Consider the following 24,017-nt stretch of genomic DNA (forward strand, 5'->3'; position numbering starts at 1 on the left):
GTCAGAGCACCTCAAGCAGCGCGCCATCGTCGTCCACCGCCAGGCGCACCAAGGCGCCATGGCCGACCTCGACCTGCAGCAACTGCTCCCGGGGCAGGCCACGGGCACGCGCCAGCAGCAGGCGCATGACACCGCCATGGGTGACCAGCAGCACGCGCTTGCCGGCATATTGCTGGTGCAGGCGGCCGATAGCGGACAGCACGCGCTGGGCGAAGGCCGCGACAGGCTCGCCTGCGGGCGGTGTGTAACTGTAAGGGTCAGCCCAGAAGCGCCCAAGCGCGTCAGCCTGCGTTTGCATGATCTGCATGGCGCTGCGCCCTTCCCACTCACCGAAATGCAGCTCTTGCAGACCGGCTTCCAGCTGAACCGGCATGCCCAGTTGTTCGGCAAAACGCGCACAGCGCTGCAACGGCGAGCTGACCAGCACATCCCAGGGGCCTGCGCCTGCCAGCGCGTCACGCATCTGGCCCCAGCCCTTGTCGGTCAAGGCATCATCCAGGCTGCCGCGCAGGCCGCCGCCCAGCTCGGTTTCACCGTGGCGCAGCAGGTCGAGAATCATGCCGGGCGGTCCGCTACCGCCGCCTCGGCGAAGGTCGCCATCTGCCCGTGCAGGGCGCAGGCCAGGCGCATCAGCGGCACTGCCAAGGCGGCTCCACTGCCCTCGCCCAGGCGCAACCCCAAGGCCAGCAGCGGCTCGGCCTGCAGCGCTGCAAGCAGGGTCTTGTGCCCAGGCTCCGCGCCCTGATGAGCGAACAGCAGCCAGTCACGGCTCTGCGGATTCAGGCGTACCGCCAGCAGTGCGGCGACGCTGCAGATGAAGCCATCCACCAGCACCGCAATACCCTGCTGGGCACAGGCGAGGTAGGCACCGGTCAGTGCAGCGATCTCGAAGCCGCCAACGCATGCCAGTGCCTGCAGCGGCTCATCGGCGCGCAGGCCGTGCAGCACCAGGGCGCGCTCGATCACTTCGGCCTTGTGGCGAACACCTGCGCTATCCAGCCCAGTACCCGGCCCACTCAGCTCACCCGCCGGGCAGGCCAGCAAGGTGCTGGCCAGGGCGGCGGCGGCAGAGGTGTTACCAATGCCCATCTCGCCACCGATGAACAGCTGCGCGCCATTGGCCGCCGCGCGCAAGGCACTGTCGCGACCGGCCTGCAATGCACCTTGCAGCTGCGCGTCGGTCATGGCTGGCTGGCGTGCGAAGTTGGCGGTGCCGGCGCCAAGGCGCAGATGACACACCCCAGGCAGTTCCAGTTCAGGGTCAATGGTCCCCAGGTCGACCACTTCAAGGCTGGCCTGCAGTTGCCGCGCCAGCACGCTGATCGCCGCACCACCGCCCACGAAGTTGCGCAGCATCTGCCCGGTGACCGCCTGCGGATAGGCCGAAATGCCCTCCTCGACCACACCATGGTCGCCCGCGAAAATCGTGATGGCGACCTGATCCAGGGTTGGCCGCTCACGCCCTTGCAAGCCGGCCAGTTGCACTGCCAGGCCTTCGAGCTGGCCGAGCGAGCCGGCAGGTTTGGTCAGCTGCTGCTGACGGGCGCGGGCCTGGTCCATGGCGGCGTTGTCGAGAGGTTGGCAGGCAGCGCGCCACCAGGCGTGGTTCATAGAGTGGGTCCTTTGAGCATGAGAGGGAGGCCGGCCACGGTCAGCACCACACGCTGGCAGCGTTCGGCAACGGCTTGGTGCAGCCAGCCGGCCAGGTCGACGTAACGGCGGGTCAGCTCGCCCATGGGCACCACGCCCAGGCCGGTTTCGTTGCTGACCAGAATGATTGTGCCGGGCAATTGCTCCAGGCAGTCGAGCAGCGCATCGCGCTCTGCGGCCAGCCGCTGCTGATCGTCGAGCATCAGCAGGTTGGTCAACCACAAGGTCAGGCAGTCCACCAGCAGACAGCGGCCTTCAGCGGCCTCTGCACGCAACACAGCAGCCAGCGCCAGGGGTTCTTCGATCAGCCCCCAATCGGCTGGCCGGCGCTCGCGGTGCAGGCGCACGCGCTCGTTCATTTCGCCATCGAGCTGCTCGCTGGTGGCGATGTAGGTGACCGCCAGGCCGCTGTCGCTGGCCAGTTGCTCGGCCAGGCGGCTCTTGCCCGAGCGGGCGCCGCCGAGGATCAGGTTGCGCATGTCAGGCGACTCCACAAAGCGTTCGCAGGTGCGCGGTATCCAGGTGGGTTTCCACCAGGTCGGCCAGGCGCTCGATGTCACGTTCGCGCAGGGCCTCGTAATCGATGGTCTGCGCATTCTCCAGCCCCGCCCAGCGCAGCAGCGCGGCACAGGACTGGCTGCCCTCGAACAGGCCATGAAGGTAGGTGGCGAGGACCTGGCCGTCGGCACTGATCGCGCCGTCACAACGGCCATCGGCGAGCTGCACGGCGGGCTGTTCCAGGGCAGGGCCTGCGGTAACGCCAGCATGAATTTCATAACCGGAGACCGGCACGCCTTCCAGGCTCAGAACGCCGGCAACGTTGCGCAGTTGCTTTTCGGCTTCAAGCACCGTCACGTAATCGAACAGGCCCAGCCCGGGGCTGGAACCGGCGGCGCCTTCCAGGCCGAGCGGGTCGTGCACTTCGCGTCCAAGCATCTGCAGGCCACCGCAGATGCCGATCAATTTGCCGCCATAGCGCAGGTGCCGCTCGATGGCCTTGTCCCAGCCACGCTCGCGCAGTTGCGCCAGGTCACCGCGCACGCTCTTCGAGCCGGGCAGGATGATCAGGTCGGCGGGCGGAATCGGCTGGCCCGGGCCGATGAACTGCAGGTCGACCTGCGGGTGCAGGCGCAGCGGGTCGAAATCGGTGTGGTTGCTGATGCGCGGCAGCACCGGGACGATCACCTTGAGCACGCGCTCCTGCTTGGCGCCCTGGCGGATGTCGATGCCATCCTCGGCTTCCAGGTGCAGGTCTGTGACGTAGGGCAGCACGCCCAGCACGGGTTTGCCTGTGCGTTGCTCCAGCCAGTCCAGGCCCGGCTGCAACAGCGCGATGTCGCCGCGAAAACGATTGATGACAAAGCCCTTGACCCGCGCCTGCTCGCTCGGCGAGAGCAGTTCGAGAGTACCGACCAGGTGGGCAAACACCCCGCCGCGGTTGATGTCGGCGACCAGGATCACCGGGCAGTCGACCGCCTCGGCAAAGCCCATGTTGGCGATGTCACCGGCACGCAGATTGATCTCGGCCGGCGAGCCAGCGCCCTCGACCATCACCACCGGGTAGGCCGCTGTGAGGCGCTGGTGCGAGGCCAGCACTGCCTGCATGGCAATCGCCTTGTAGTCGTGATAGGCCACCGCATTCATGCTGGTGACCGCACGACCATGGATGATCACCTGGGCACCGGTGTCGCTGTTGGGCTTGAGCAGCACCGGGTTCATGTCGGTGTGGGGGGCCAGCCGACAAGCCTGGGCCTGCACCGCCTGGGCGCGGCCAATTTCACCGCCGTCGGCGGTCACGGCGCTGTTGAGCGCCATGTTCTGGGGCTTGAACGGCACCACGCCGACGCCCTGGCGCAACAGCCAGCGGCACAGGGCGGTAACCAGTGTGCTCTTGCCGGCATCGGAGGTGGTGCCTTGCACCATGAGGGTGGTCATGCCGTTTCCTTCTGATAATCGGCCAGGGCCCGGGCCAGGCGCTGCTCGTCTGCGGCATTCGCCGGCAAGCCAAGGCGCACGGCGGCAGGCTGCTCGAACAGGCGCACAAGAATGCCGCGGCGGGCGAGAAAGTCATGCAGGTGGGCTGCCTGCGCGCTGCGCACGTACTGGAACAGGTCGCAGCCGCCGCTGGGCGCCAGGCCACAGCCCTGCAACAGTGCTGCCAGGCGTTCACTGGCCAGCGCACAGCGTTCGATCTGCGCTTGATGCGCCGCGTGGTCGGCAAAGCAGGCTTGCGCCAGCACCCGGGTCGGACCACTGACAGTCCAAGGCCCGAGCAACTCGGCAAGGCGCTGCAACAACGAAGGTTCGGCCACTACGCAGCCCAACCGTACGCCGGCCAGGCCAAAGAACTTGCCAAACGAACGCAGCACGATCAGGCCTGGGCGTTCGGCGCAGTCGGTCACGCTGTGCTCGGGGGTGTTGTCCATGAACGCTTCGTCGACCAGCAGCCAGCCGCCGCGCTCGGCCAACCGCGCGTGCCAGGCCAGCAGACGCTCGCGCGATACCCGGCGTCCGGTGGGGTTGTTCGGGTTGACCAGCACCAGCACATCAAGGCTGTCGAGCTCAGCTTCGGCCTGGGTTTCATCCAGTTCGACCACCTCATGCCCGGCGCGACGCCAGGCTTGGGGATGTTCGGCATAACAGGGTGACAGCACGCCGACTCGCCCGGCCGGGCGCAATGTCGGCAGCGCCTGGATCGCCGCCTGCGAACCGGCCACCGGCAGTAGCTGGGTGGCGCGGTAGTAACGCCGCGCCGCGTCTTCGAGGCCGTCGTCGGTCTCTGGCAGCCGGGCCCACGCGTCCAGTGGAATCGGCGGAATCGGATAAGACCACGGCGCGATGCCGCTGGACAGGTCGAGCCAGTCTTCCCGCGCGATCGCGTATTGCCGCACCGCCCGCAACAGGCGGCCACCGTGTTCAAGCATTCAGATAGGCTCCCACGCAGATCAGCAGTACCCACAACCACACACCACGCTGCACCAGGCTCCAGCCGCGCTCGATGGCATCGGCGTCGGCCATCGGCCCGTCACCCAGGCGTGGGCGCTCGTGCAGTTCACCGTGGTACACCGCCGGGCCGCCCAGTTCGACACCCAGCGCCCCGGCCCCCGAGGCCATCACTGGCCCGGCATTGGGGCTGTCCCACAGCGGAGCCTGTTTACGCCAGCAGGCCAGGGCCAGGCGCGTCTTGCCAAGTAGCGCGTAAGTCAACGCCACCAGCCTGGCGGGAATATAGTTCAGCACATCGTCGATGCGTGCCGCGCACCAACCGAAGCGCTCGAAGCGTTCGTTGCGATAACCCCACATGGCGTCCAGGGTGTTGCTAAGGCGGTACAGCACCACCCCCGGCGCCCCGGCCACGACGAACCAGAACAGCGCGGCGAATACCGCATCGCTGCCGTTCTCCAGTACCGATTCGGTGGCTGCGCGAGCGACTGCTGGTTCGTCCAGTTCGCGGGTTTCCCGGCTGACCAGGTAGCCGACGCGGCGCCGCGCCTCTTCCAGATCCCCTTGGCGCAAGGCGTTGGCCACCGGCAGCACATGCTCGCCGAGGCTGCGCAATCCGAGGGCGCAATACAGCGCCAGCACGTCCACCAACCAGCCGACATAGGGCAACCAGGACACTATCAACGCCACCAGGGTCAGTGGTACCACGGCCAGGAACCAGGCGCTCACGCCATGGCTGCGCCAGCCGCGCCCGCTGGCATTCAGGCGACGCTCCAGGCTCGACGCCAGGTTACCGAAGCCCACCAGCGGGTGCCGGCGCTGCGGCTCGCCCAGCAGCGCATCCAGGGCCACACCGGCCACGGTCAGCAAAGCGACGCTCATGGGCGTTCTCCCCATTGGTTCTCGAACAGCATGTCACTCAAGGGGCGTTCCTCGGCCCAGTTTTCCTGTACCAGCATGGGCTGCGCGTAGAACGCGGTGACCGGCCCCAGGCACAGCACCGCCACCGGTTTGGCCCCGGCGGGCATGCCCAGCAAGGCGGCCAGGGCCTGCGGCTCGAACAGCGAGACCCACCCCAGCCCCAGGCCCTCGGCACGGGCGGCCAGCCACAGGTTCTGGATCGCGCAGGCCAGCGAAGCCAGGTCCATCTCCGGCAAGGTGCGGCGGCCGAAGATGTGCGACTCGCGGTTGTCCATCAACGCTGCCACCAGCACTTCAGCGCAGTCGCTGATGCCCTCCACCTTGAGCTTCATGAACGCGTCAGAGCGTTCGCCCAGCGCTTCGGCGGTACGCACCCGCTCTTCTTCGACCAAGGCCTGAATCTGCCCGCGCAGTTCAGGCTCGCTGATGCGGATGAAGCGCCAAGGCTGCATCAGGCCGACACTCGGCGCCTGGTGCGCGGCGGCCAGTAGGCGAGCGAGCAGCTCGGGAGCGACCGTGCCACCGGCAAAGTGGCGCATGTCCCGGCGCTCACCGATGGCGCGGTAGATCGCGGCGCGCTCGGCGGCGCTGTAGGCGTGATCGCTCATGGCCGCAACAGCGCCGCCGCCGCGTCAGGGTTGGACGGGAAGTAGAAGTGCACGTAGGACGCCGTCAGCCTGCCCAGCCGATACACCGCTTCGTTGCCGCGCCCGCCGTTGGGGCTCAGGCCCCGGGCGATCGGTTCCAGCTCGGTGCTGGTCAGCGAGTGATGATAGGTGTGCCCGCGCAGGGTGCCTTCGGGCAGCTCCACGGCCTGCAGCGCCAGGGCCGCCAGGCGCTTCTGCATGGTCGCCTCGCCTGGCAGCAGGCCCAGCAGTTCGGCTCGCTCGCCAGCAACATCCGTCAGCGCATCGAGCAGATACAGCATGCCGCCGCACTCGGCCAGCAACGGCTTGCCTTCGGCGTGATGGGCACGGATCGCTTCGCACATCGGTGCATTGGCAGCCAGTGCGTGATGATGCAGTTCCGGATACCCGCCTGGCAGGTACAGGCTGTCCACTGCTGGCAACTCACGATCATGCAATGGCGAAAAGAATGCCAGCTGTGCGCCCAGATCACGCAGCAGGTCGAGATTGGCGCGATAGGTAAAGGCGAACGCTTCGTCACGTGCCACGCCGATACGCACACCGCTGAGCGACGCGGCGCACGGTTGTGGCGCGGGCGCGACGAAGGCCACCGGCGGCGGCAAGGTAGCGTCGCAGCTGGCGCCGAGGGCTTCGGCGGCAGCGTCAAGGCGGGCATCCAGGTCGTTCAGCTCGCTGGCCTGGACCAATCCCAGATGGCGGCTGGGCAGCTCGATGCCGCGCTCGCGTGACAAGCCCCCATACCAGCGCAGGCCCTCGGTCAGGCTGCCTTCGAGCAGTTGCGCATGGCGCAGGCTGCCGACCCGGTTGGCCAGCACGCCAGCGAACGGCAGGTCGGCCTGATAACGCGCCAGGCCCAAGGCCAGGGCGCCGAAGGTCTGGGCCATGGCCGTGCCATCGATCACCGCCAGCACCGGCACACCGAAGTGGCGGGCCAGATCAGCGCTGGACGGGGTGCCGTCGAACAGGCCCATCACACCCTCGATCAGAATCAGGTCGGCCTCTTGTGCAGCTTGCCACAGCAGCCGACGGCTTTCTTCGGCACCAATCATCCACAGATCGAGCTGGTACACCGGTGCGCCACTGGCCCGCTCAAGGATCATCGGGTCGAGGAAATCAGGGCCGCATTTGAACACCCGGACTTTACGCCCCAAGTTGCGGTGCAGGCGGGCCAGGGCTGCAGTCACAGTCGTCTTGCCCTGGCCAGAGGCAGGTGCTGCGATCAGCACCGCCGGGCAGCTGCGCGCTTCACTCACAGTTCGACGCCCTTCTGCGCGCGGATACCGGCCTGGAAGGCATGTTTGAGCATCCCCATCTCGGTGACGGTGTCGGCCAGTTCGATCATTTCAGGCTTGGCTGCGCGACCGGTGACGATCACGTGCTGCATCGGTGGCCGGGCCTGAATGTCACTCAGCACGTGGTCCAGATCGAGGTAGCCGTGCTTGAGGGCGATGTTCAGCTCGTCGAGCACCACGAACTGCACGCTCGGGTCTTGCAGCAGCTGGCGCGATACCGCCCAGGCAGCTTCGGCGGCAGCGATGTCACGCTGACGGTCCTGGGTCTCCCAGGTGAAGCCCTCGCCCATCACGTGGTAGCGCACCTGCTCGGGGAAACGGCGGAAGAACAGCTCCTCGCCGGTGCTGTTGCGGCCCTTGATGAACTGCACCACGCCGCACTGCATACCATGACCCAGGGCACGAGCGAGCATGCCGAAGGCCGAGCTGCTCTTGCCCTTGCCGTTGCCGGTGAGCACCAGCAGCAGGCCGCATTCATTGGGGGAATTGGCGATGCGCTCGTCGATGACCGCCTTCTTGCGCTGCATGCGCGCCAGGTGGCGTTCGTCGCGGTCGGTGGATTCGCTCATGAAGGGTTCTCCGCAGGCTGACGCCACGTGAACTGCGGCGACAGGTAATAGGCGGGCAGACGGAGAACGCGCAGGAGCCATGGCCGGAGCCACGGTGCACCGCGCATCACCCTCCGTGATGCCGTTGGCAGTTTCAGGCCGGTCTCCGGGCTTGTGAGCGGGCCATTCGGCCCAGGCCTGCGCGCCTTCCCGGGTAGCTGTACCCAGTGGCCCTGCGCGGCCGCTACTCACCTACCGTTGCGGGGGCAGCGCCGGAATCGCGCCATGCTGGCGACCACCGGCTTCCCAGTTTCACCCTGCCCAGTCGGGGCTGGCAGGGCACCTGAAACACGCCGCGAAGGTTAGAGGGTTGCACCGGGAGCGTCAATCGAACGGGGCCTTTTACTTCGGCCGGACTGGCCCGGGTCAGTGGCCGATCCGCCGGCTTGTGCCACACTGAATAAAATGATGTCACATGGCCATCATTTTTCGCTGGACGCGATCATAACGATAACAGGAGAGCTCAGCATGCAAGGCCAGATCATCAATAACCCTCGCCTGGAGTTTCTGCAGCCGGTACTGGAGCGCTGGGTCGACTGCATCGACCGCTTCAACCAGTTCAATGGCGATGCCGAAGCCCCGTACTGGCATGGCAGCGCCGCCAACATCGGCATGCTCGCCGCAGCTGCCTGGCAAGCCGAACGCTCAGCCCTGCCGCAGTTTGCCAGCAAGAAGCAGCGTGACGAGGGCGAACAGGAGGGGCGCTGCGACCTTTCGATCTGCAGCGCCGACGAGGCGCTCTACCTGAGCGTGAGCCAGCGCTGGCCAAAAATCGCCCGGCTGGACATGGCTGCAGCCCTGCAGGAAACCACATCCCTCGCCCGCCACGTGGCCTACCCCAGCCAGCTGAAAGCGGGGGCGCTGTTCATCACCCCCTGGAAGGCAGGCCAGCATGCCAGCCCGGAAGAACTGCAAGACCTGGTCGATGACCTGCAGAAACACACAGCCTGCGCCATCGCCTGGTACTTCCCTTATGCCTATCGCAAGCTGCACAACGAGCTGGGGCAGTATTTCCCGGGGGTGGCGCTGCTGCTGAAGCAGGCCTGAATTCAGCGGTGCAGCAGCGCCAGCACGGCATCGGTCACTGCTCGGGTAGTGGCGTTGCCGCCCAGGTCCGGCGTGTGCAGGCCACTCTCGGTCACCGCTTCGATGGCCGCCATCAGCTCACGCGCAGCAGCGGCTTCACCCAGGTGTTCAAGCATCATTACTGCGGTCCAGAAGGTGGCGATCGGGTTGGCCACGCCCTTGCCGGTGATGTCGAAGGCCGAGCCGTGGATCGGTTCGAACATCGACGGGAATTCGCGGCTCGGGTTGAGGTTGGCGGTGGGCGCGATGCCCAGGCTGCCGGACAACGCGGCGGCAAGGTCCGAAAGGATGTCAGCATGCAGGTTGGTCGCCACCACCACATCCAGCTGCTCGGGCTTGAGCACCATGGTGGTGGTCACGGCGTCCACCAGTTCACGGGTGGTGCGCACATCCGGGTAATCCTTGGCCACCTCGGCGAACACCTCATCCCACAGCACCATGCCGTGGCGCTGGGCGTTGGACTTGGTCACCAGCGTCAGGTGCTTCGCCGGGCGGGTGCGGGCCAGTTCGAAGGCGAAGCGGTGGATGCGCTCCACGCCCACGCGGGTAAACGTCGAGACCTCGGTAGCCACCTCGATGGGCAGGCCTTGGTGTACCCGGCCACCGCTGCCGGAGTATTCGCCTTCGGAGTTCTCGCGCACGATCACCCAGTCGATCGCCTTGCCCTTGGCCAGCGGGCTGCTAACCCCGGGCAGCACACGCGCCGGGCGCACGTTAGCGTACTGGTCAAAGCCCTGGCAGATCGGCAGGCGCAGCCCCCACAGAGACACATGGTCGGGCACCTCCTGGCTGCCCACGGCACCAAAGAAGATGGCGTCGAAGGCCTTGAGCGATTCCAGGCCACCCTCGGGAATGTACTGGCCCTCACGCAGGTAGCGTTCCGAGCCCCAGTCGAAGTGTTCGAAATCCATGGTGAAGGTACCACGCCTGGCAGCCAGGGCCTGCAGCACCTCCACGCCTGCCGCAATCACTTCGACGCCGATGCCGTCACCCGGGATGGCGGCGATCTTGTAGTGGTTCATGTCTCGACTCCCATGCTTGTTGTGGCCCACCAGGCTTGTGCCAGCGGGGATGGGGCGAGTATATGTAGTGAAGTCAGGGCAGCAGTTAACCCTGGATCACATCTTAAGTAACCATGGGTTAATGATGAATCCGACACAGGACCTGGGCTTCTTCCACCTGCTGGCCAAGCAAGGCAGCCTGGCCGCCACAGCTCGCGAACTGGGCGTGACACCACCGGCAGTGAGCAAACGCCTGGCCGCGCTGGAAGCACGCCTGGGCATTCGCCTGGTCAACCGCACCACCCGTTCCATGAGCCTGACTGCAGAGGGCGAGCTGTACTTCGCCCATGCCGCGCGAATTCTCGCCCAGGTCGACGAAGTGGAGCAGTTGCTCGGCCAGCACCGCGCCGAGCCCAAAGGGCTGATCCGGGTGAATGCTTCACTGGGTTTTGGCCGGCGCTATATCGGCCCGGCCCTGGCGGACTTCTATGCGCGCCATCCAGATATCGAAGTGCAACTGCAGATCAGTGACCACCCACTGGACCTGGCGTCGCACGGCTTTGACCTGGGCATACGTTTCGGCACCCTGCCGGACGCCTCCTTCCACGCCCGCAAGATCGCCTCCAACCGCCGCCTGCTGTGCGCCTCGCCCCTGTACCTGGAAAAGCACGGCACCCCACAGAAGCTTTCGGAACTGGCCCAGCACAACTGCATTTTCCTGCGCCAGAACGAATCGCCGTATGGCGTATGGCGCTTCACCAGTGGCGGCCGCACGCAGAACATCAAGGTACAGGGCGCGCTCAGTTGCAATGACGGGGAAGTGGCACTGAACTGGGCCTTGCAGGGGCACGGTATTTTGCTACGCGCAGAATGGGACATCGCCCGCTATGTGCGCAGCGGGCGCCTGCGGCTGTTGCTGGAGGACCAGACCCCGACACGGGCCGATGTCTACGCGGTATATCCGCAGCAATTGCATTTGTCGGCACGGGTACGACGCCTGATCGATTTTCTCACCGAGCGTTTCGAACGCATCGATCACCTGGACCTGGAAGAGGCCGGTTAAGCCTCGTCAATCGGGAGCGGTGCTCGGTGAACCTTGAGCAACAGCGCGTGCTCACATGTTCATACACCGGCACAAAGGGCTGCGAACATGAAACGCACCATCATGCTGTTGCCGTGGACATTGCTCGCCTGCCTTGGAGGCTGCGGCGACACTGCCCACCTGAAGGTGAGCGATGGCAGCGGCCCCTTGCCGCAACTTCCGCCACCCCGCCAGAGCCTGATCCCGACCGTCAACATCGCCCCTGCCACAGGTTGGCCGCACGGGGCTAAACCCAAGGCAGCCCCGGGCACCCAGGTACAGGCATTTGCCGACAACCTCGAACACCCGCGCTGGCTCTACCTGCTCCCCAATGGTGACGTCCTGGTTGCCGAGACCAATGCCCCGCCCAAGCCTGACGACGGCAAGGGGCTGCGAGGCTGGTTCATGGGCAAGGCGATGAAACGGGCCGGTGCCGGCGTAGCCAGCGCCAACCGCATCACCTTGCTGCGCGACGCCGACCACGACGGCGTCGCAGAAATTCGCACACCGTTCATCGAAGGCCTCAATTCCCCCTTCGGCATGGTGTTGGTGGGCAAGGACTTCTACGTCGCCGATACCGACCAGCTGCTGCGCTACCACTATGAACCGGGAGCGATGCAGATTACCGGGGAAGGCCACAAGGTCACCGACCTGCCAGGCGGCCCGCTCAACCATCACTGGACCAAGAACGTGATCGCCAGCCCCGACGGCAGCAAGCTCTACGTGACCGTAGGCTCCAACAGCAATGTCGGCGAGAACGGCCTGGACAAGGAGCAGGGGCGCGCAGCGATCTGGGAGGTGGACCCGGCCAGCGGCCAGCATCGCCTGTTCGCATCAGGCCTACGCAACCCGAACGGCTTGGCCTGGCAGCCAGCCAGCGGAGCACTGTGGACAGCGGTCAATGAGCGTGACGAGATCGGCAGCGACCTGGTGCCGGACTACATCACCTCGGTCAAGGACGGCGGCTTCTATGGCTGGCCGTACAGCTATTACGGGCAGCATGTGGATGCACGGGTTTCGCCCCAGAACCCGCAGAAAGTCGCCACGGCGCTCGTGCCGGACTATGCCGTAGGCCCACATACGGCGTCACTGGGGCTGGCCTTCGCCGAGCCCGGCGTACTGCCCTCGCCATTCGATCGCGGAGCGTTCGTGGGCCAGCATGGCTCGTGGAACCGTAAGCCGCACAGTGGCTACAAGGTAATTTTCATACCGTTCGACAGCGCCGGAAACCCCGCAGGCAAGCCTATAGACCTGCTGACCGGCTTTCTCGACGAGGATGGCAAGGCCAAAGGGAGACCGGTAGGCGTCATCAACGACCAGCGCGGTGGCGTGCTGGTCGCCGATGACGTGGGCAATGTGGTGTGGCGAGTGACCAAGGCACGCTAGCGCTCAACGGTTCTGCGCGAGATTCCCTTGGGGAATCACGCGTTTGGCCTGCAGGTAGGCCTTGGACCAGTAGCTGTTGGACAGGTAGTCCAGGCGCACGGTGCCGCCGGTAGAGGGTGCATGCACGAAACGCCCTTCGCCCACGTAGATACCCGCGTGACTGACCTGCGAGCCGCCACCGGTGGCGAAAAACACCAGGTCTCCCGACTGCAGCGCGTTGATGTCCACGGTCGGCGCACGCATGACGATCATCTCGCGGGTCGAGCGCGGCAGGCTAATGCCAGCAGCGTCGCGGTATACATAGCCGATCAGGCCGCTGCAATCGAACCCGGAGTCCGGCGTGTTACCCCCCCAGCGGTAAGGCGTGCCGACCAGGCCGATCGCACGGATCAGCACGTCGTCAGCCAGTGGCGAGCCCTCGGGCTGGCTGTAGGTGATTGGTGGTTGCACCACAGGGGCCGGTGCTGGAGCACGGCTGGAGCAGGCGGCAAGCAATGCCACCAGGGAAAGGAATGCGAAGCGCGCCATCATCACCATGGCCAGAACTTCCTGTCTGAGACCGAACGGCAGCAGCCGAAAAGAGTTGAGAATTTAGATTAGACGCTTTCTGTAAATGCGCACGGCGGCGAGCTTTTTTCAAGCTACGCCGCCGTGGCAGGATATATCATTTTGATATCAGTTGCGCGCGATATTGGTGGTCGGCGCCATGGCCAAGGCACGCTTGGCTTCGATGAAGGTCTTGCTCCAGTAGCGGTCACCGAGGCTGTCGATGCGCACACCGCCGCTGCGGCGGCTGCTGGAGTGGATGAACTGATTGTCACCCAGGTAGATGCCGGCATGGCTGACACGGCCACGGCCATTGGTGCTGAAGAACAGCAGATCGCCTGGCTTGAGCTTGTTGCGCGCCACCTTCGGCGCATCGACGTTGATCATTTCGCGGGTCGAGCGTGGCAGGTTCATGCCAGCCTCTTCGCGGAACAGGTAGCCGATGAAACCGCTGCAGTCGAAACCTGAGGCTTCCGAGGTACCGCCAAAGCGGTAGCGGGTGCCGATCAGCGACATGCCACGCTCCAGGATGCTGTCAGCCAGCACCGGAAGCTGATAAGGCTTGCTGCTGGAGAAGGCCTCCAGGTCATCTTCAGTGGCCTGCTCTTGTTCGCCGAAAACCGACGAAGGCGAAGCTTTGGCCTTGTTGACCGATTGCGAGGCAACCGGGGTGTGATCCTGGGGCTGGGAAACCGGGCCTTGAGCCGCGCAGCCAAAAAGCAGGGTCACGAGTGCGAGTGGCACGAGGGGTGCGAAGCGCTTCAGCATGGGCACGACCGTGTCTGTAATCCTTTAGAAGGGTGAAACTATGCCCTCTATCATGGCCATTTGCAAATTTTATCGAAAAAGATGTGACTTTTTCGTTTTGCAGCTCAAAGCCCTGTGTTTACGGGGCTTACCAGCCGAGGGTTTCCTTCAGGAAAGGGATCGTGAGCTTGCGCTGGGCCTGCAGGGAGGCCTGGTCGAGGCGTTCGAGCAGGTCGAACAGCGCGCTCATGCTGCGCGTGCCGCGGGTCAGGATGAAATGGCCGACCTCGTCGGTCAGGTGCAAGCCGCGGCGCGAGGCCCGCAATTGCAGGGCACGCAGCTTGTCTTCGTCGGACAGGCCGCGCATCTGGAACACCAGGGCCAGGGTCAGGCGTGACTTGAGGTCGGGCAACTTGATCGGCAGTTCACGGGGCGAAGCCGAGGCAGCCAGCAGCAGACGGCGGCCGCTGTCACGCAGGCGGTTGAACAGGTGGAACATTGCCTCTTCCCAGTCTGCCTTGCCGGCGATCACATGCAGGTCGTCGATGCAAACCAGTTCGTACTGAGCCAGGTAATCGAGCAGCTCCACGCCACGATCAAGCAACTGCGCCAGCGGCAGGTACACGGCGGGTTCGCCGCGCTGCTGGAAGCGATGGGTGGCCGCCTGCAGCAGGTGGCTGCGACCAACGCCCTGCTTGCCCCACAGATAGATGAGGCTCTCGGTCCAGCCGGCGTCGGCTTCGCACAGCCGCTCGACATAGCCCAACGCCGCGGCATTGGCGCCCGGATAGTAGTTGATGAAGGTGGCGTCATCGCGCAGGCGCACACCCAGGGGCAACTGGATCGGTGGTTTCATGCTCGCGGGCGGTCAGCAGGACCGCAGGGGGCCTTTGGTGAACAATGTGCAAAGTCTATACCCGCAAAGCAGGGCGCACAATCATGCAGGCGGATAGCATAAGCAAAATCAACAAGTTGCGCTGTTGCTGGGGCTGCATGGCAGCCCCTCATTCACAGGTCCGGGTCGACATCCCCGGCATACATGTCCGATTCTTTGTACAGGTCGTGCACATGTCGCAGCAGCACCATGATCACCGCCGCCACCGGCAACGCCAGCAACACCCCCGTGAAACCGAACAGCTCGCCCCCGGCGAGAATGGCGAAGATCACCGCTACCGGATGCAAGCCGATGCGGTCACCCACCAGCAGTGGGGTCAGCACCATGCCTTCCAGCGCCTGCCCCACCATGAATACCGCGACGATGCCGAGCATCGGGTACAGGTCACCGCCGAACTGGAACAACCCGGCCACCAGCGCTGCACCAATACCGATGATGAAGCCCATGTACGGCACAATCGCTGCCAGCCCTGCGAGCATGCCGATCAGCAGGCCCAGCTCAAGGCCGACCAGCATCAGGCCGGCGGAATAGATGATGCCAAGGGCGACCATAACCATCAGCTGGCCCCGAACGAACGCCCCCAGTACCTCATGGCATTCGCCAGCCAGCCCCACGACCTGAGGCTCACGCTGCCGCGGCAGCAGGCCACGCAGCTTGGCCATCATCAGGTCCCAGTCACGCAGCAGGTAGAAGCCCACTACCGGGATCAGCACCATGTTGGCAAGCCAGGCCATCAGCGCCAGGCTCGAGGCGGTGGCATGGGACAGCAACATGCCGACGATGTCGGTGGTCTGGCTCATGTGCGCGCCAATGGCGGCCTTGATCTTGTCGAATTTCCAGAACCCGTCGGCCAGGCCCAGACGCCCCTGCACCCAGGGCAGCGCCACATGCTCGAGCCAGTCGAGCATCTGCGGCGCCAGTTCGTACAAGCGCAGCAACTGCTTGGCCAGCAACGGCACCAGCACCAGCAGCAAGGCCATCAGCAGCAAGGTGAAAAGGCCGAACACCACCACCACACCCCAGGTGCGCGACAGGCCCAGGCGCTCCAGGCGGTCGACCAGCGGGTCGGCCAGGTAGGCCAGCAGGATGCCTACCAGGAAAGGCGTGAGAATGTTGTGCAGGCTATAGAGAAGCACGGCGATCAGCAGTGCAGCACCCCAGCCGATCCAGCGACGCATGTCAGTCATCTATAGGCCCTTTTACCAACGGAATCGCAGGCCGTCGAACGGCTTGGTTGCGGCAGGTGCAGGCGCTGGCTGGCCTGGCGCAGCCCCTGCGCCGGGCGCGGGTGTGGCCGGGGCAGACGGCACCTGCTCGGCTGGCACCTCCTGCAGCTTGGCCAAGCCCAGTTGGGCACGCAGTTGCTCGCGATTGCCAGTGACCGCGTAAGTCAAGGTGCCACCCTCGGCCATCTGCAGGCGGGGGCCGTAGGGTTCCAGCACACGGCTCAGCTCGGCATAGCGCTGCAGGTTCATGCCTTGCACCTGCAGCTGCAATTGGCTGCTGGCACCGGCCTTGATCACGTAGCGCGGCGCCAGGCGGCTGCTGACCGCCAGCATGACAGCGTCCGCCAGGGCAGCCTGGTCAGCGCCTTCGGCGTTACCCTGCTCACGCTGGTCGCCTAGCCACAGCTGCCATTTACCTTGCCATTTGCCATCGGCTTCCTGGGCGTGTACCGCCAGCAGGGCATCGGCGCCGTAGCGCTCCGCGGCATTGCGCAGTGGCGCCGGGTCATTGCCTTCGAGCTGCTTGGCGTTGGCCACCAGTTGCTCCTGCAGGTCAGCCAGCGGCAAGCGCAGCGGCAAGCCTCGGTGCTGGGCAGCACGGCGCAGCGGCTGGGCGCTGGCCTGGCCGTCACCGACCAGGTTGCTGCCTTCGGCGCTGTCGTTGAGCCACCAGCCGAGGATAGATGGCCGGTTGCTGCCCCACAGCGCCAGGCCTGCCTTGCGCAAGGCGCGTTCGGAACTGCCGGGGTCGAATTCGACCAGCACCGATTCCGGCGGCCCGGCTTCAGTCCCAACCTGGTTGATGATCTGTTGCGGGTCCTTGCGCAGCCCGGCCAGCGCCGGGTTCTGCACCGCCTTGGGGTCGCCGGTCAGGCGCAGCACCAAGGTATCGAGGGCTTTGGCAGTGGCCGCAGAACGGGCTTCGGCGCCCTGCCCCTCGACCGGCTCGCGCACTTGATAGAGCCCGGAGACGGTTTCGGCCTGCGCGGTGACACTGGCCAGCGCGAGACAGCCTGCCGCCAGAAAATTGAGAAGTCGCATGGGGATTCCTGTCCGGTTGCGCATGAAGCATGTGCCTGCAGCTTATACAGAAGGCGGCGTATCAACCACCCGCACACCTTTTTCAGCAATTAACCGCCCTGCCCGTCGGCCTGAGGATGGCCGCTGCACGGCAACCCTGATAAAATCGCGCGCCTTCACAGACCACTGACGTTTCAGGCAGCCGCCGCTTCCCAGCCGGCCTTGGCCGTCATGGTCGTTTTTACGAATCCCTCCCTCTTAAAGGCCTGGATCAATGAGCAAGCAACCCTCCCTGAGCTACAAGGACGCCGGTGTAGACATCGACGCCGGCGAAGCACTGGTCGAACGCATCAAGGGCGTGGCAAAACGCACCGCACGCCCTGAAGTCATGGGTGGCCTGGGTGGCTTCGGCGCCCTCTGCGAGATCCCGGCCGGCTACAAGCAGCCGGTGCTGGTCTCCGGCACCGACGGCGTCGGCACCAAGCTGCGCCTGGCGCTGAACCTGAACAAGCACGACAGCATCGGCCAGGACCTGGTCGCCATGTGCGTCAACGACCTGGTGGTCTGCGGCGCCGAGCCGCTGTTCTTCCTCGACTACTACGCCACCGGCAAGCTGAACGTTGACGTCGCCGCCACCGTGGTAACCGGCATCGGCGCCGGCTGTGAACTGGCTGGCTGCTCCCTGGTTGGCGGCGAAACCGCCGAAATGCCGGGCATGTACGAAGGCGAAGACTACGACCTGGCCGGCTTCTGCGTCGGCGTGGTGGAAAAGGCCGAGATCATCGACGGCTCCAAGGTTGCCACCGGTGACGCGCTGATCGCCCTGCCTTCCTCCGGCCCGCACTCCAATGGCTACTCGCTAATCCGCAAGATCCTCGAAGTGTCCGGCACCGACATCGAAAACACCCAGCTCGACGGCAAGCCGCTGACCGACCTGCTGATGGCGCCGACCCGCATCTACGTCAAGCCGCTGCTGCAGCTGATCAAGAACACCGGCGCAGTCAAGGCCATGGCCCACATCACCGGCGGCGGCCTGCTGGACAACATCCCGCGCGTACTGCCGAAGAACGCCCAGGCCGTGGTTGACGTGGCCAGCTGGCAGCGCCCGGCGGTATTCGACTTCCTGCAGGAAAAAGGCAACGTCGACGAGCACGAAATGCACCGCGTCCTGAACTGCGGCGTCGGCATGGTCATCTGCGTTGCCCAGGACCAGGTTGAAGCTGCCCTGAACGAACTGCGCGCCGCCGGCGAGCAGCCTTGGGTCATCGGCCACATCGCCGAAGCCGCCGAAGGCGCCGCCCAGGTCGAACTGCAGAACCTCAAGGCACACTGATGCCGAGCAAGCCCTGCAATGTTGTGGTACTGCTGTCGGGTTCCGGCAGCAACCTGCAAGCCTTGATCGACCGTTGCCGCACGCAGGACAGCCAGGTGCGCATCGCCGCGGTGGTTTCCAACCGCGCCGATGCCTATGGCCTGCAACGGGCCCTGGCGGTCGGTATCGACACCGTGGTGCTCGACCACACCCAGTTCGACGGTCGTGAAGCCTTCGATGCCGCGCTTATGGCGCGCATCGACGGCTTTGCCCCGGACCTGGTGGTGCTGGCCGGTTTCATGCGCATCCTCAGTGGCGACTTCGTGCGCCACTACCAGGGCCGCCTGCTCAACATCCACCCGTCGTTGCTGCCCCGCTACAAGGGCCTGCATACCCATCGCCGGGCACTGGAGGCAGGCGACGCCGAGCATGGCTGCAGCGTCCACTTCGTCACCGAGGAACTCGATGGCGGGCCTCTGGTCGTACAGGCTGTGGTACCGGTGCTGTCTGACGACACGGTGGAAAGCCTGGCCCAAAGGGTCCACCATCAGGAACACCAGATCTACCCGCTGGCGGTGCACTGGTTTGCCCAAGGGCGTTTGCGCCTGGGTGAACAGGGTGCCTTACTGGATGACCAACCGCTGCCGGCCAGTGGTCACTTGATCCGACCCTAGGAGAATTTATGCGTCGCGCCCTGCTATTGGCTCTCGCTGTGCTCGCCCTGCCTCTCCAGGCAGCTGACCTGAAGCCGTTCTCGGCCAGCTACACCGCTGACTGGAAGCAGCTGCCCATGAGCGGCACTGCCGAACGCAGCCTGGTCAAGAATGCCAACGGTACCTGGGACCTTAATTTCAAGGCTTCCATGATGATCGCCAGCCTGACCGAGCAAAGCACCCTGCGCCTGGACAACGATACCCTGCTGCCACAGAAGTACCACTTCGAACGTGGCGGCCTGGGCAAGGCCAAGAAAGTCGACCTGACCTTCGACTGGAGTGGCAAGAAAATCACCGGTAGCGATCGCGGCGATGCGATCAGCCTGCCGCTCAACCGCGGTGTGCTGGACAAATCGTCCTACCAGCTGGCCCTGCAACACGATGTGGCCGCTGGCAAGAAGAGCATGACCTACCAGGTGGTCGACGGTGACGAGATCGACGCCTACGACTTCCGTGTATTGGGCACCGAGAAAGTCACCACCAAGACCGGGCAGGTCGAAGCGGTGAAGGTCGAACGCGTACGCGATCCGAGCCAGAGCAAGCGCATCACCGAACTGTGGTTCGCCAAGGATTGGGACTACTTGCTGGTGCAATTGCGCCAGGTCGAAACCGATGGCAAGGAATACGTCATCGTGCTGCAGGATGGCACAGTCGATGGCAAGTCGGTGAAGGGTAACTGATCCGCTACAGCCCGCAATCTCCGGAGCCCCGCCAGTGCGGGGCTTTTTTGTGCCCGGATGGTGGCCGCTCCTGCAAAGCTGACCGCTTACGGGCCTTCATGAAACTTGTTTCATGCCCGTTTTATTTACTTAGCCTGCTAACAAACTCTATAAAGGGGTTGTGCGACACCGTGTCGCAGCCAACTCAAGCAGTGGAGTTTAACGATGACAGTCCAAGTAACCGAACGCGACGAATCGAAAATGTCCCACGAAGGCCTGGCCGCTGGCGTGCGGATCTGGGATGTGCACCAACAAGGCCAGCTGGTAGGTATGTTCCACAATGAACATGAAGCTCACCAGTACCGGGTGGAGCTCGAAAACCTGGAAAACCAGCGCAACACGCAATGATCCCTGCACTCACACAGTCTTCCAATAAAAAACCCCGCCAAGGCGGGGTTTTTCGTGTTTACCACATCAGATCGTCCGGGATCTTGTAGGCCGCGTACGGATCGTCCTCGTCCGCCTCCTCGACATGGGTATTGAGCAGCAGGATGCGGTTCGGGTCACGTTCCTGAATCTTCACCGCCGCCTCGCGCGGGATCACTTCGTAGCCACCGGCATGCGACACGATGGCCAGCGCGCCATTGCTCAGGCGGGTGCGCATCAAGGCGTTGACGGCAATGCGCTTGACCTTCTTGTCGTCGACGAAGTTGTAGTAGTCCTCGGTGGTCAGCTTGGGCAGGCGGGTGGCTTCGATCAACTGCTTGATCTGCGCCACACGGGCCTTCTGCTCGGCCTTTTCCTGCTGCTGGCGATTCAGCTCCTGGTCACGCTTGGCCTTCTCGGCCATGGCCTCCTTGGCGATGCGCTGCTGGCTGTCGTCGACTTCGACCTGGCCCTTGTGCTCCAGGCGTTTTTGTTTCTTCTCGGCTTTGTTGGTCTGCGAGACCTGTTTCTGGTTGACCAGACCGGCTTTGAGCAATTGGTCGCGAAGGGAAAGGCTCATTGAATGTTCACTCACTTATGCAACAGCTCAGCCGCAGCTGGGCAGGTTCTTTTCCTGACGTTTGGCTTCGCCCCAGAGGGCGTCCAGCTCGTCAAGGTTACAATTTTCAATCGGCCGGCCGCTGTCGCGCAATGCCTGCTCAATGAAGCGGAAACGCCGCTCGAACTTTCGGTTGGCGCGGCGCAGGGCGCTTTCCGGGTCTTGCTTGAGGTGGCGGGCCAGGTTCGCGGCGGCAAACAGCAGGTCGCCGACTTCATCCTCAAGGGCGTCGGCGTCGTTGTCGGCCATGGCCTGCAACACTTCGTCGAGCTCCTCGCGCACCTTGTCCAGCACCGGCAGCGCCGCTGGCCAGTCGAAACCGACGGTGGCCGCGCGCTTCTGCAGTTTGGCCGCCCGCGACAGCGCCGGCAATGCCGCCGGCACGTCATCGAGCAACGACAGTTGTTCAGGGGTGCTTTTCTCGGCGCGTTCCTCGGCCTTGATCTCCTCCCAGCGTGACTTGACCTGGGCCTCGCTCAGGCTGGGCGTGTCCAGCGGCGCGTACAGCTCGCCTGTGGGGAATACGTGGGGGTGACGGCGGATCAGCTTGCGGGTGATGCTGTCGACCACACCGTCAAATTCGAAACGCCCTTCTTCCCGGGCCAGCTGGCTGTAGTAGACCACCTGGAACAAGAGGTCACCCAGCTCGCCCTGCAGGTGCTCGAAATCGCCGCGCTCGATGGTATCGGCGACTTCATACGCCTCTTCGAGGGTGTGCGGGACGATACTCGCGTAGTTCTGCTTGAGGTCCCATGGGCAGCCGTACTGCGGGTCACGCAAGCGAGCCATGAGGTGCAGCAGGTCTTCGAGGGTGTAGGTCATATAAGCAGGTCCTTCGGTGTAGCCCTCTTCGCGGGCAAGCCCGCTCCAACAGGGTCTTGTGCACATTCAAGGTATGCACCGTTCCTGTGGGAGCGGGCTTGCCCGCGAATCAGGCGCCGCGATCTCAAGGGGTACGGTTACGCCGCGTCTCGATGATGTTAGGCAACTGCGAAATCCGCCCCAACAAGCGCCCCAGCGCATCCAGGCCCGGAATTTCAATGGTCAGCGACATCAGCGCGGTGTTGTCTTCCTTGTTCGAGCGGGTGTTGACCGCCAGCACGTTGATCTTCTCGTTCAACAGCACCTGCGACACGTCGCGCAACAGCCCTGGGCGGTCGTAGGCGCGGATGACGATGTCGACCGGATAGGTCTGCACCGGGATCGGGCCCCAACTCACCTGGATCATGCGCTCCGGCTCGCGCCCGGCCAACTGCAGCGCCGAGGCGCAGTCCTGGCGGTGGATGCTGACGCCGCGCCCCTGAGTGATATAGCCGACGATGGCATCACCCGGCAGCGGCTGACAGCAGCCGGCCATCTGCGTGAGCAGGTTGCCGACGCCCTGGATCTGGATGTCGCCACGCTTGCCGGTACGCGGGCCGGTGGGCTTGCGCGGTACCAGTTCGATCTGCTCGATACGTTCGGGCTCGAGCAACTGCTGGGCGGCGTTGACCAGGTGCGCCAGGCGCAGGTCGCCGGCACCGAGCGAGGCGAACATGTCTTCGGCGGTCTTGACGTTGGTCTTCTCGGCCAGGCGTTCGAAGTCCACCTGCGGCAGGCCCAGGCGGCTGAGCTCGCGCTCGAGCAAGGTCTTGCCGGCAGCGACGTTCTGGTCACGCGCCTGCAGCTTGAACCAGTGGACGATCTTGGCCCGCGCCCGCGAGGTAGTGACGTAGCCCAGGTTCGAGTTCAGCCAGTCACGGCTTGGATTGCCGTGCTTGCTGGTGATGATCTCTACCTGCTCGCCGGTCTGCAGGCTGTAGTTGAGCGGCACGATGCGCCCGTTGATCTTGGCCCCACGGCAGTTGTGGCCGATCTCGGTGTGCACGCGGTAGGCGAAGTCCAGCGGTGTGGCACCCTTGGGCAGGTCGATGGCGTGGCCATCCGGGGTGAACACGTAAACCCGGTCCGGTTCGATATCGACCCGCAGCTGTTCGGCCAGGCCACCGATGTCGCCCAGCTCCTCATGCCATTCGAGCACCTGGCGCAGCCACGAGATCTTCTCTTCGTAGTGGTTGGAGCTTGGCTTGACGTCGGTGCCTTTGTAACGCCAGTGGGCGCAGACGCCAAGCTCGGCTTCCTCGTGCATGCCGTGGGTACGGATCTGCACTTCCAGCACCTTGCCCTCGGGGCCGATCACCGCAGTGTGCAGCGAGCGATAGCCGTTTTCCTTGGGGTTGGCGATGTAGTCGTCGAATTCCTTGGGGATGTGCCGCCACAGGGTGTGCACGATGCCCAGCGCGGTGTAGCAGTCACGCACCTCCGGTACCAGCACGCGCACCGCACGCACGTCGTAGATCTGGCTGAATTCCAGGCCTTTGCGCTGCATCTTGCGCCAGATCGAATAGATGTGCTTCGCCCGGCCGCTGATGTCAGCCTTGACCCCAGTGGCCAGCAGCTCGTTCTGCAACTGGTTCATCACATCGCTGATGAAGCGCTCACGGTCCAGCCGGCGCTCGTGCAGCAGCTTGGCGATCTGCTTGTACTGGTCAGGCTCCAGGTAGCGGAAGGACAGGTCTTCCAGCTCCCATTTGATGTGGCCGATGCCCAGCCGGTGAGCCAGCGGCGCATAGATGTCGAACACCTCACGTGCCACGCGCAGGCGTTTTTCGTCATCGGCTGCTTTTACCGCCCGGATCGCACAGGTACGCTCGGCCAGCTTGATCAGCGCCACGCGCACGTCGTCGACCATGGCCACGAGCATCTTGCGCAGGTTCTCGACCTGCGCCTGCGAGCCCAGCACCAGTGACTGCCGCGGGCTGAGGCTGGCGCTGATGGCGGCCATGCGCAGCACACCGTCGATCAGCTTGGACACCACCGGGCCGAAGCGCTGGCCGACTTCGGCCAGGGTCACCTTGCCTTCACGCACCGAGCGATAGATCACCGCCGCGACCAACGAATCCTGGTCGAGCTTGAGGTCGGCGAGGATTTCGGCGATCTCAAGGCCAGCCTGATAACTGGACGTACCATCGGCCCATGAATGCTTGGCCGGGTTGCCCTTCTTTTCGATTTCCTGGGTGAACTCGCAGGCCTCTTTCAGGGCCACGCGATCCAGTGCCGAATCGACGCTCACCACGTGATCCAGCCATGCTTCGAGATTGATACTGCCGTCTGTGTTGACCGGCTGGTGCACTCTCACCTGTACCATCTTTGTTTTACCTTTCCATACAGCGCACCGCACGGGTGCACTGGCTATCACC

The 24,017-nt window shown here is 64.5% G+C and carries 25 protein-coding genes and 1 riboswitch; of the genes, 7 read left to right on the plus strand and 18 right to left on the minus strand.

Going from position 1 to position 24,017, the window contains the following annotated elements; genetic code table 11:
- Position 1: 1 nt before the first annotated feature.
- The 9 genes from cobC to cobO are packed head-to-tail and all read right to left on the minus strand — an operon-like array spanning position 2 to position 8,022.
- A complete protein-coding gene (gene cobC, locus H040_RS14465; protein WP_027918103.1) occupies positions 2–559 on the minus strand; it encodes an alpha-ribazole phosphatase family protein in 558 nt (185 codons plus the stop codon).
- Positions 556–1,611, minus strand: a complete 1,056-nt coding sequence (gene cobT / locus H040_RS14470; RefSeq protein ID WP_027918102.1) for a nicotinate-nucleotide--dimethylbenzimidazole phosphoribosyltransferase — start codon at positions 1,609–1,611, stop codon at positions 556–558. Before cobT ends, cobC begins: the two co-directional genes overlap by 4 nt.
- On the minus strand, positions 1,608–2,129 hold the full coding sequence (gene cobU / locus H040_RS14475) for a bifunctional adenosylcobinamide kinase/adenosylcobinamide-phosphate guanylyltransferase (protein ID WP_027918101.1): 522 nt from the start codon (positions 2,127–2,129) through the stop codon (positions 1,608–1,610). The genes cobT and cobU overlap by 4 nt, the downstream gene beginning before the upstream one ends.
- A 1-nt stretch (position 2,130) precedes the next feature.
- On the minus strand, positions 2,131–3,585 hold the full coding sequence (locus tag H040_RS14480; RefSeq protein WP_027918100.1) for a cobyric acid synthase: 1,455 nt from the start codon (positions 3,583–3,585) through the stop codon (positions 2,131–2,133).
- Positions 3,582–4,574 (minus strand): threonine-phosphate decarboxylase CobD, encoded by a 993-nt coding sequence (gene cobD, locus H040_RS14485; RefSeq protein ID WP_027918099.1) that lies wholly within the window; start codon positions 4,572–4,574, stop codon positions 3,582–3,584. Before cobD ends, H040_RS14480 begins: the two co-directional genes overlap by 4 nt.
- On the minus strand, positions 4,567–5,475 hold the full coding sequence (gene cbiB / locus H040_RS14490) for an adenosylcobinamide-phosphate synthase CbiB (RefSeq protein ID WP_027918098.1): 909 nt from the start codon (positions 5,473–5,475) through the stop codon (positions 4,567–4,569). Before cbiB ends, cobD begins: the two co-directional genes overlap by 8 nt.
- The gene (gene bluB / locus H040_RS14495) at positions 5,472–6,122 is read right to left on the minus strand and encodes a 5,6-dimethylbenzimidazole synthase (protein ID WP_027918097.1); all 651 of its coding nucleotides are present in this window, start codon (positions 6,120–6,122) and stop codon (positions 5,472–5,474) included. Before bluB ends, cbiB begins: the two co-directional genes overlap by 4 nt.
- Positions 6,119–7,414 carry a cobyrinate a,c-diamide synthase gene (locus H040_RS14500; protein ID WP_027918096.1) on the minus strand — a complete coding sequence of 432 codons (1,296 nt, stop codon included), beginning with the start codon at positions 7,412–7,414 and terminating at the stop codon, positions 6,119–6,121. Before H040_RS14500 ends, bluB begins: the two co-directional genes overlap by 4 nt.
- Positions 7,411–8,022 (minus strand): cob(I)yrinic acid a,c-diamide adenosyltransferase, encoded by a 612-nt coding sequence (cobO, locus tag H040_RS14505; RefSeq protein WP_027918095.1) that lies wholly within the window; start codon positions 8,020–8,022, stop codon positions 7,411–7,413. The genes H040_RS14500 and cobO overlap by 4 nt, the downstream gene beginning before the upstream one ends.
- 119 nt (positions 8,023–8,141) lie before the next feature.
- Positions 8,142–8,363, minus strand: a riboswitch (cobalamin riboswitch).
- Positions 8,364–8,529: 166 nt separating this feature from the next.
- Between cobO and H040_RS14510 the strand changes: the two genes are divergently transcribed.
- Positions 8,530–9,108, plus strand: a complete 579-nt coding sequence (locus tag H040_RS14510) for a hypothetical protein (protein ID WP_027918094.1) — start codon at positions 8,530–8,532, stop codon at positions 9,106–9,108.
- 2 nt (positions 9,109–9,110) lie between these two features.
- On the opposite strand, the gene H040_RS14515 is transcribed toward H040_RS14510, so the two are convergent.
- Positions 9,111–10,169, minus strand: coding sequence for a tartrate dehydrogenase (locus H040_RS14515; protein ID WP_027918093.1), 1,059 nt, complete (start codon positions 10,167–10,169; stop codon positions 9,111–9,113).
- A gap of 124 nt (positions 10,170–10,293) precedes the next feature.
- Here H040_RS14515 and H040_RS14520 point away from each other — a divergent pair, with 124 nt between their 5' ends.
- The gene (locus H040_RS14520) at positions 10,294–11,211 is read left to right on the plus strand and encodes a LysR family transcriptional regulator (protein WP_027918092.1); all 918 of its coding nucleotides are present in this window, start codon (positions 10,294–10,296) and stop codon (positions 11,209–11,211) included.
- Between the two features lie 87 nt (positions 11,212–11,298).
- Positions 11,299–12,615, plus strand: coding sequence for a PQQ-dependent sugar dehydrogenase (locus H040_RS14525; protein ID WP_027918091.1), 1,317 nt, complete (start codon positions 11,299–11,301; stop codon positions 12,613–12,615).
- A 3-nt stretch (positions 12,616–12,618) separates the two neighbouring features.
- Here the strand turns inward: H040_RS14525 and H040_RS14530 are convergent, their stop codons facing one another.
- The 5 genes from H040_RS14530 to H040_RS14550 form a co-directional block, all read right to left on the minus strand.
- On the minus strand, positions 12,619–13,152 hold the full coding sequence (locus H040_RS14530) for a C40 family peptidase (protein ID WP_027918090.1): 534 nt from the start codon (positions 13,150–13,152) through the stop codon (positions 12,619–12,621).
- Positions 13,153–13,290: 138 nt separating this feature from the next.
- The gene (locus H040_RS14535) at positions 13,291–13,929 is read right to left on the minus strand and encodes a C40 family peptidase (protein WP_027918089.1); all 639 of its coding nucleotides are present in this window, start codon (positions 13,927–13,929) and stop codon (positions 13,291–13,293) included.
- A 127-nt stretch (positions 13,930–14,056) separates the two neighbouring features.
- The gene (gene hda, locus H040_RS14540) at positions 14,057–14,764 is read right to left on the minus strand and encodes a DnaA regulatory inactivator Hda (protein ID WP_008092169.1); all 708 of its coding nucleotides are present in this window, start codon (positions 14,762–14,764) and stop codon (positions 14,057–14,059) included.
- 152 nt (positions 14,765–14,916) lie between these two features.
- Complete coding sequence (locus H040_RS14545; RefSeq protein WP_027918088.1) at positions 14,917–15,990, minus strand: AI-2E family transporter; 1,074 nt, start codon at positions 15,988–15,990, stop codon at positions 14,917–14,919.
- A gap of 12 nt (positions 15,991–16,002) precedes the next feature.
- On the minus strand, positions 16,003–17,070 hold the full coding sequence (locus H040_RS14550) for a DUF2066 domain-containing protein (RefSeq protein ID WP_027918087.1): 1,068 nt from the start codon (positions 17,068–17,070) through the stop codon (positions 16,003–16,005).
- A gap of 253 nt (positions 17,071–17,323) precedes the next feature.
- On the opposite strand from H040_RS14550, the gene purM reads away from it, so the two are divergent.
- From purM to H040_RS14570, 4 genes are all read left to right on the plus strand, one after another.
- Positions 17,324–18,382 carry a phosphoribosylformylglycinamidine cyclo-ligase gene (purM, locus tag H040_RS14555; protein ID WP_027918086.1) on the plus strand — a complete coding sequence of 353 codons (1,059 nt, stop codon included), beginning with the start codon at positions 17,324–17,326 and terminating at the stop codon, positions 18,380–18,382.
- On the plus strand, positions 18,382–19,035 hold the full coding sequence (purN, locus tag H040_RS14560; RefSeq protein ID WP_027918085.1) for a phosphoribosylglycinamide formyltransferase: 654 nt from the start codon (positions 18,382–18,384) through the stop codon (positions 19,033–19,035). Before purM ends, purN begins: the two co-directional genes overlap by 1 nt.
- 8 nt (positions 19,036–19,043) lie before the next feature.
- A complete protein-coding gene (locus H040_RS14565) occupies positions 19,044–19,754 on the plus strand; it encodes a DUF3108 domain-containing protein (protein WP_027918084.1) in 711 nt (236 codons plus the stop codon).
- Between the two features lie 204 nt (positions 19,755–19,958).
- The gene (locus H040_RS14570; RefSeq protein ID WP_027918083.1) at positions 19,959–20,141 is read left to right on the plus strand and encodes a hypothetical protein; all 183 of its coding nucleotides are present in this window, start codon (positions 19,959–19,961) and stop codon (positions 20,139–20,141) included.
- A gap of 58 nt (positions 20,142–20,199) precedes the next feature.
- Here the strand turns inward: H040_RS14570 and H040_RS14575 are convergent, their stop codons facing one another.
- From H040_RS14575 to relA, 3 genes are all read right to left on the minus strand, one after another.
- Positions 20,200–20,739: a DUF2058 domain-containing protein gene (locus H040_RS14575; protein WP_027918082.1), complete on the minus strand. Its 540-nt coding sequence runs from the start codon at positions 20,737–20,739 to the stop codon at positions 20,200–20,202.
- Between the two features lie 27 nt (positions 20,740–20,766).
- Positions 20,767–21,600 (minus strand): nucleoside triphosphate pyrophosphohydrolase, encoded by an 834-nt coding sequence (mazG, locus tag H040_RS14580; RefSeq protein WP_027918081.1) that lies wholly within the window; start codon positions 21,598–21,600, stop codon positions 20,767–20,769.
- A 124-nt stretch (positions 21,601–21,724) separates the two neighbouring features.
- Positions 21,725–23,965 (minus strand): GTP diphosphokinase, encoded by a 2,241-nt coding sequence (relA, locus tag H040_RS14585; protein WP_027918080.1) that lies wholly within the window; start codon positions 23,963–23,965, stop codon positions 21,725–21,727.
- Between the last annotated feature and the right edge of the window lie 52 nt (positions 23,966–24,017).

It is taken from the genome of Pseudomonas sp. URMO17WK12:I7 (assembly GCF_003269045.1).
GTDB lineage: Bacteria > Pseudomonadota > Gammaproteobacteria > Pseudomonadales > Pseudomonadaceae > Aquipseudomonas > Aquipseudomonas putida_J.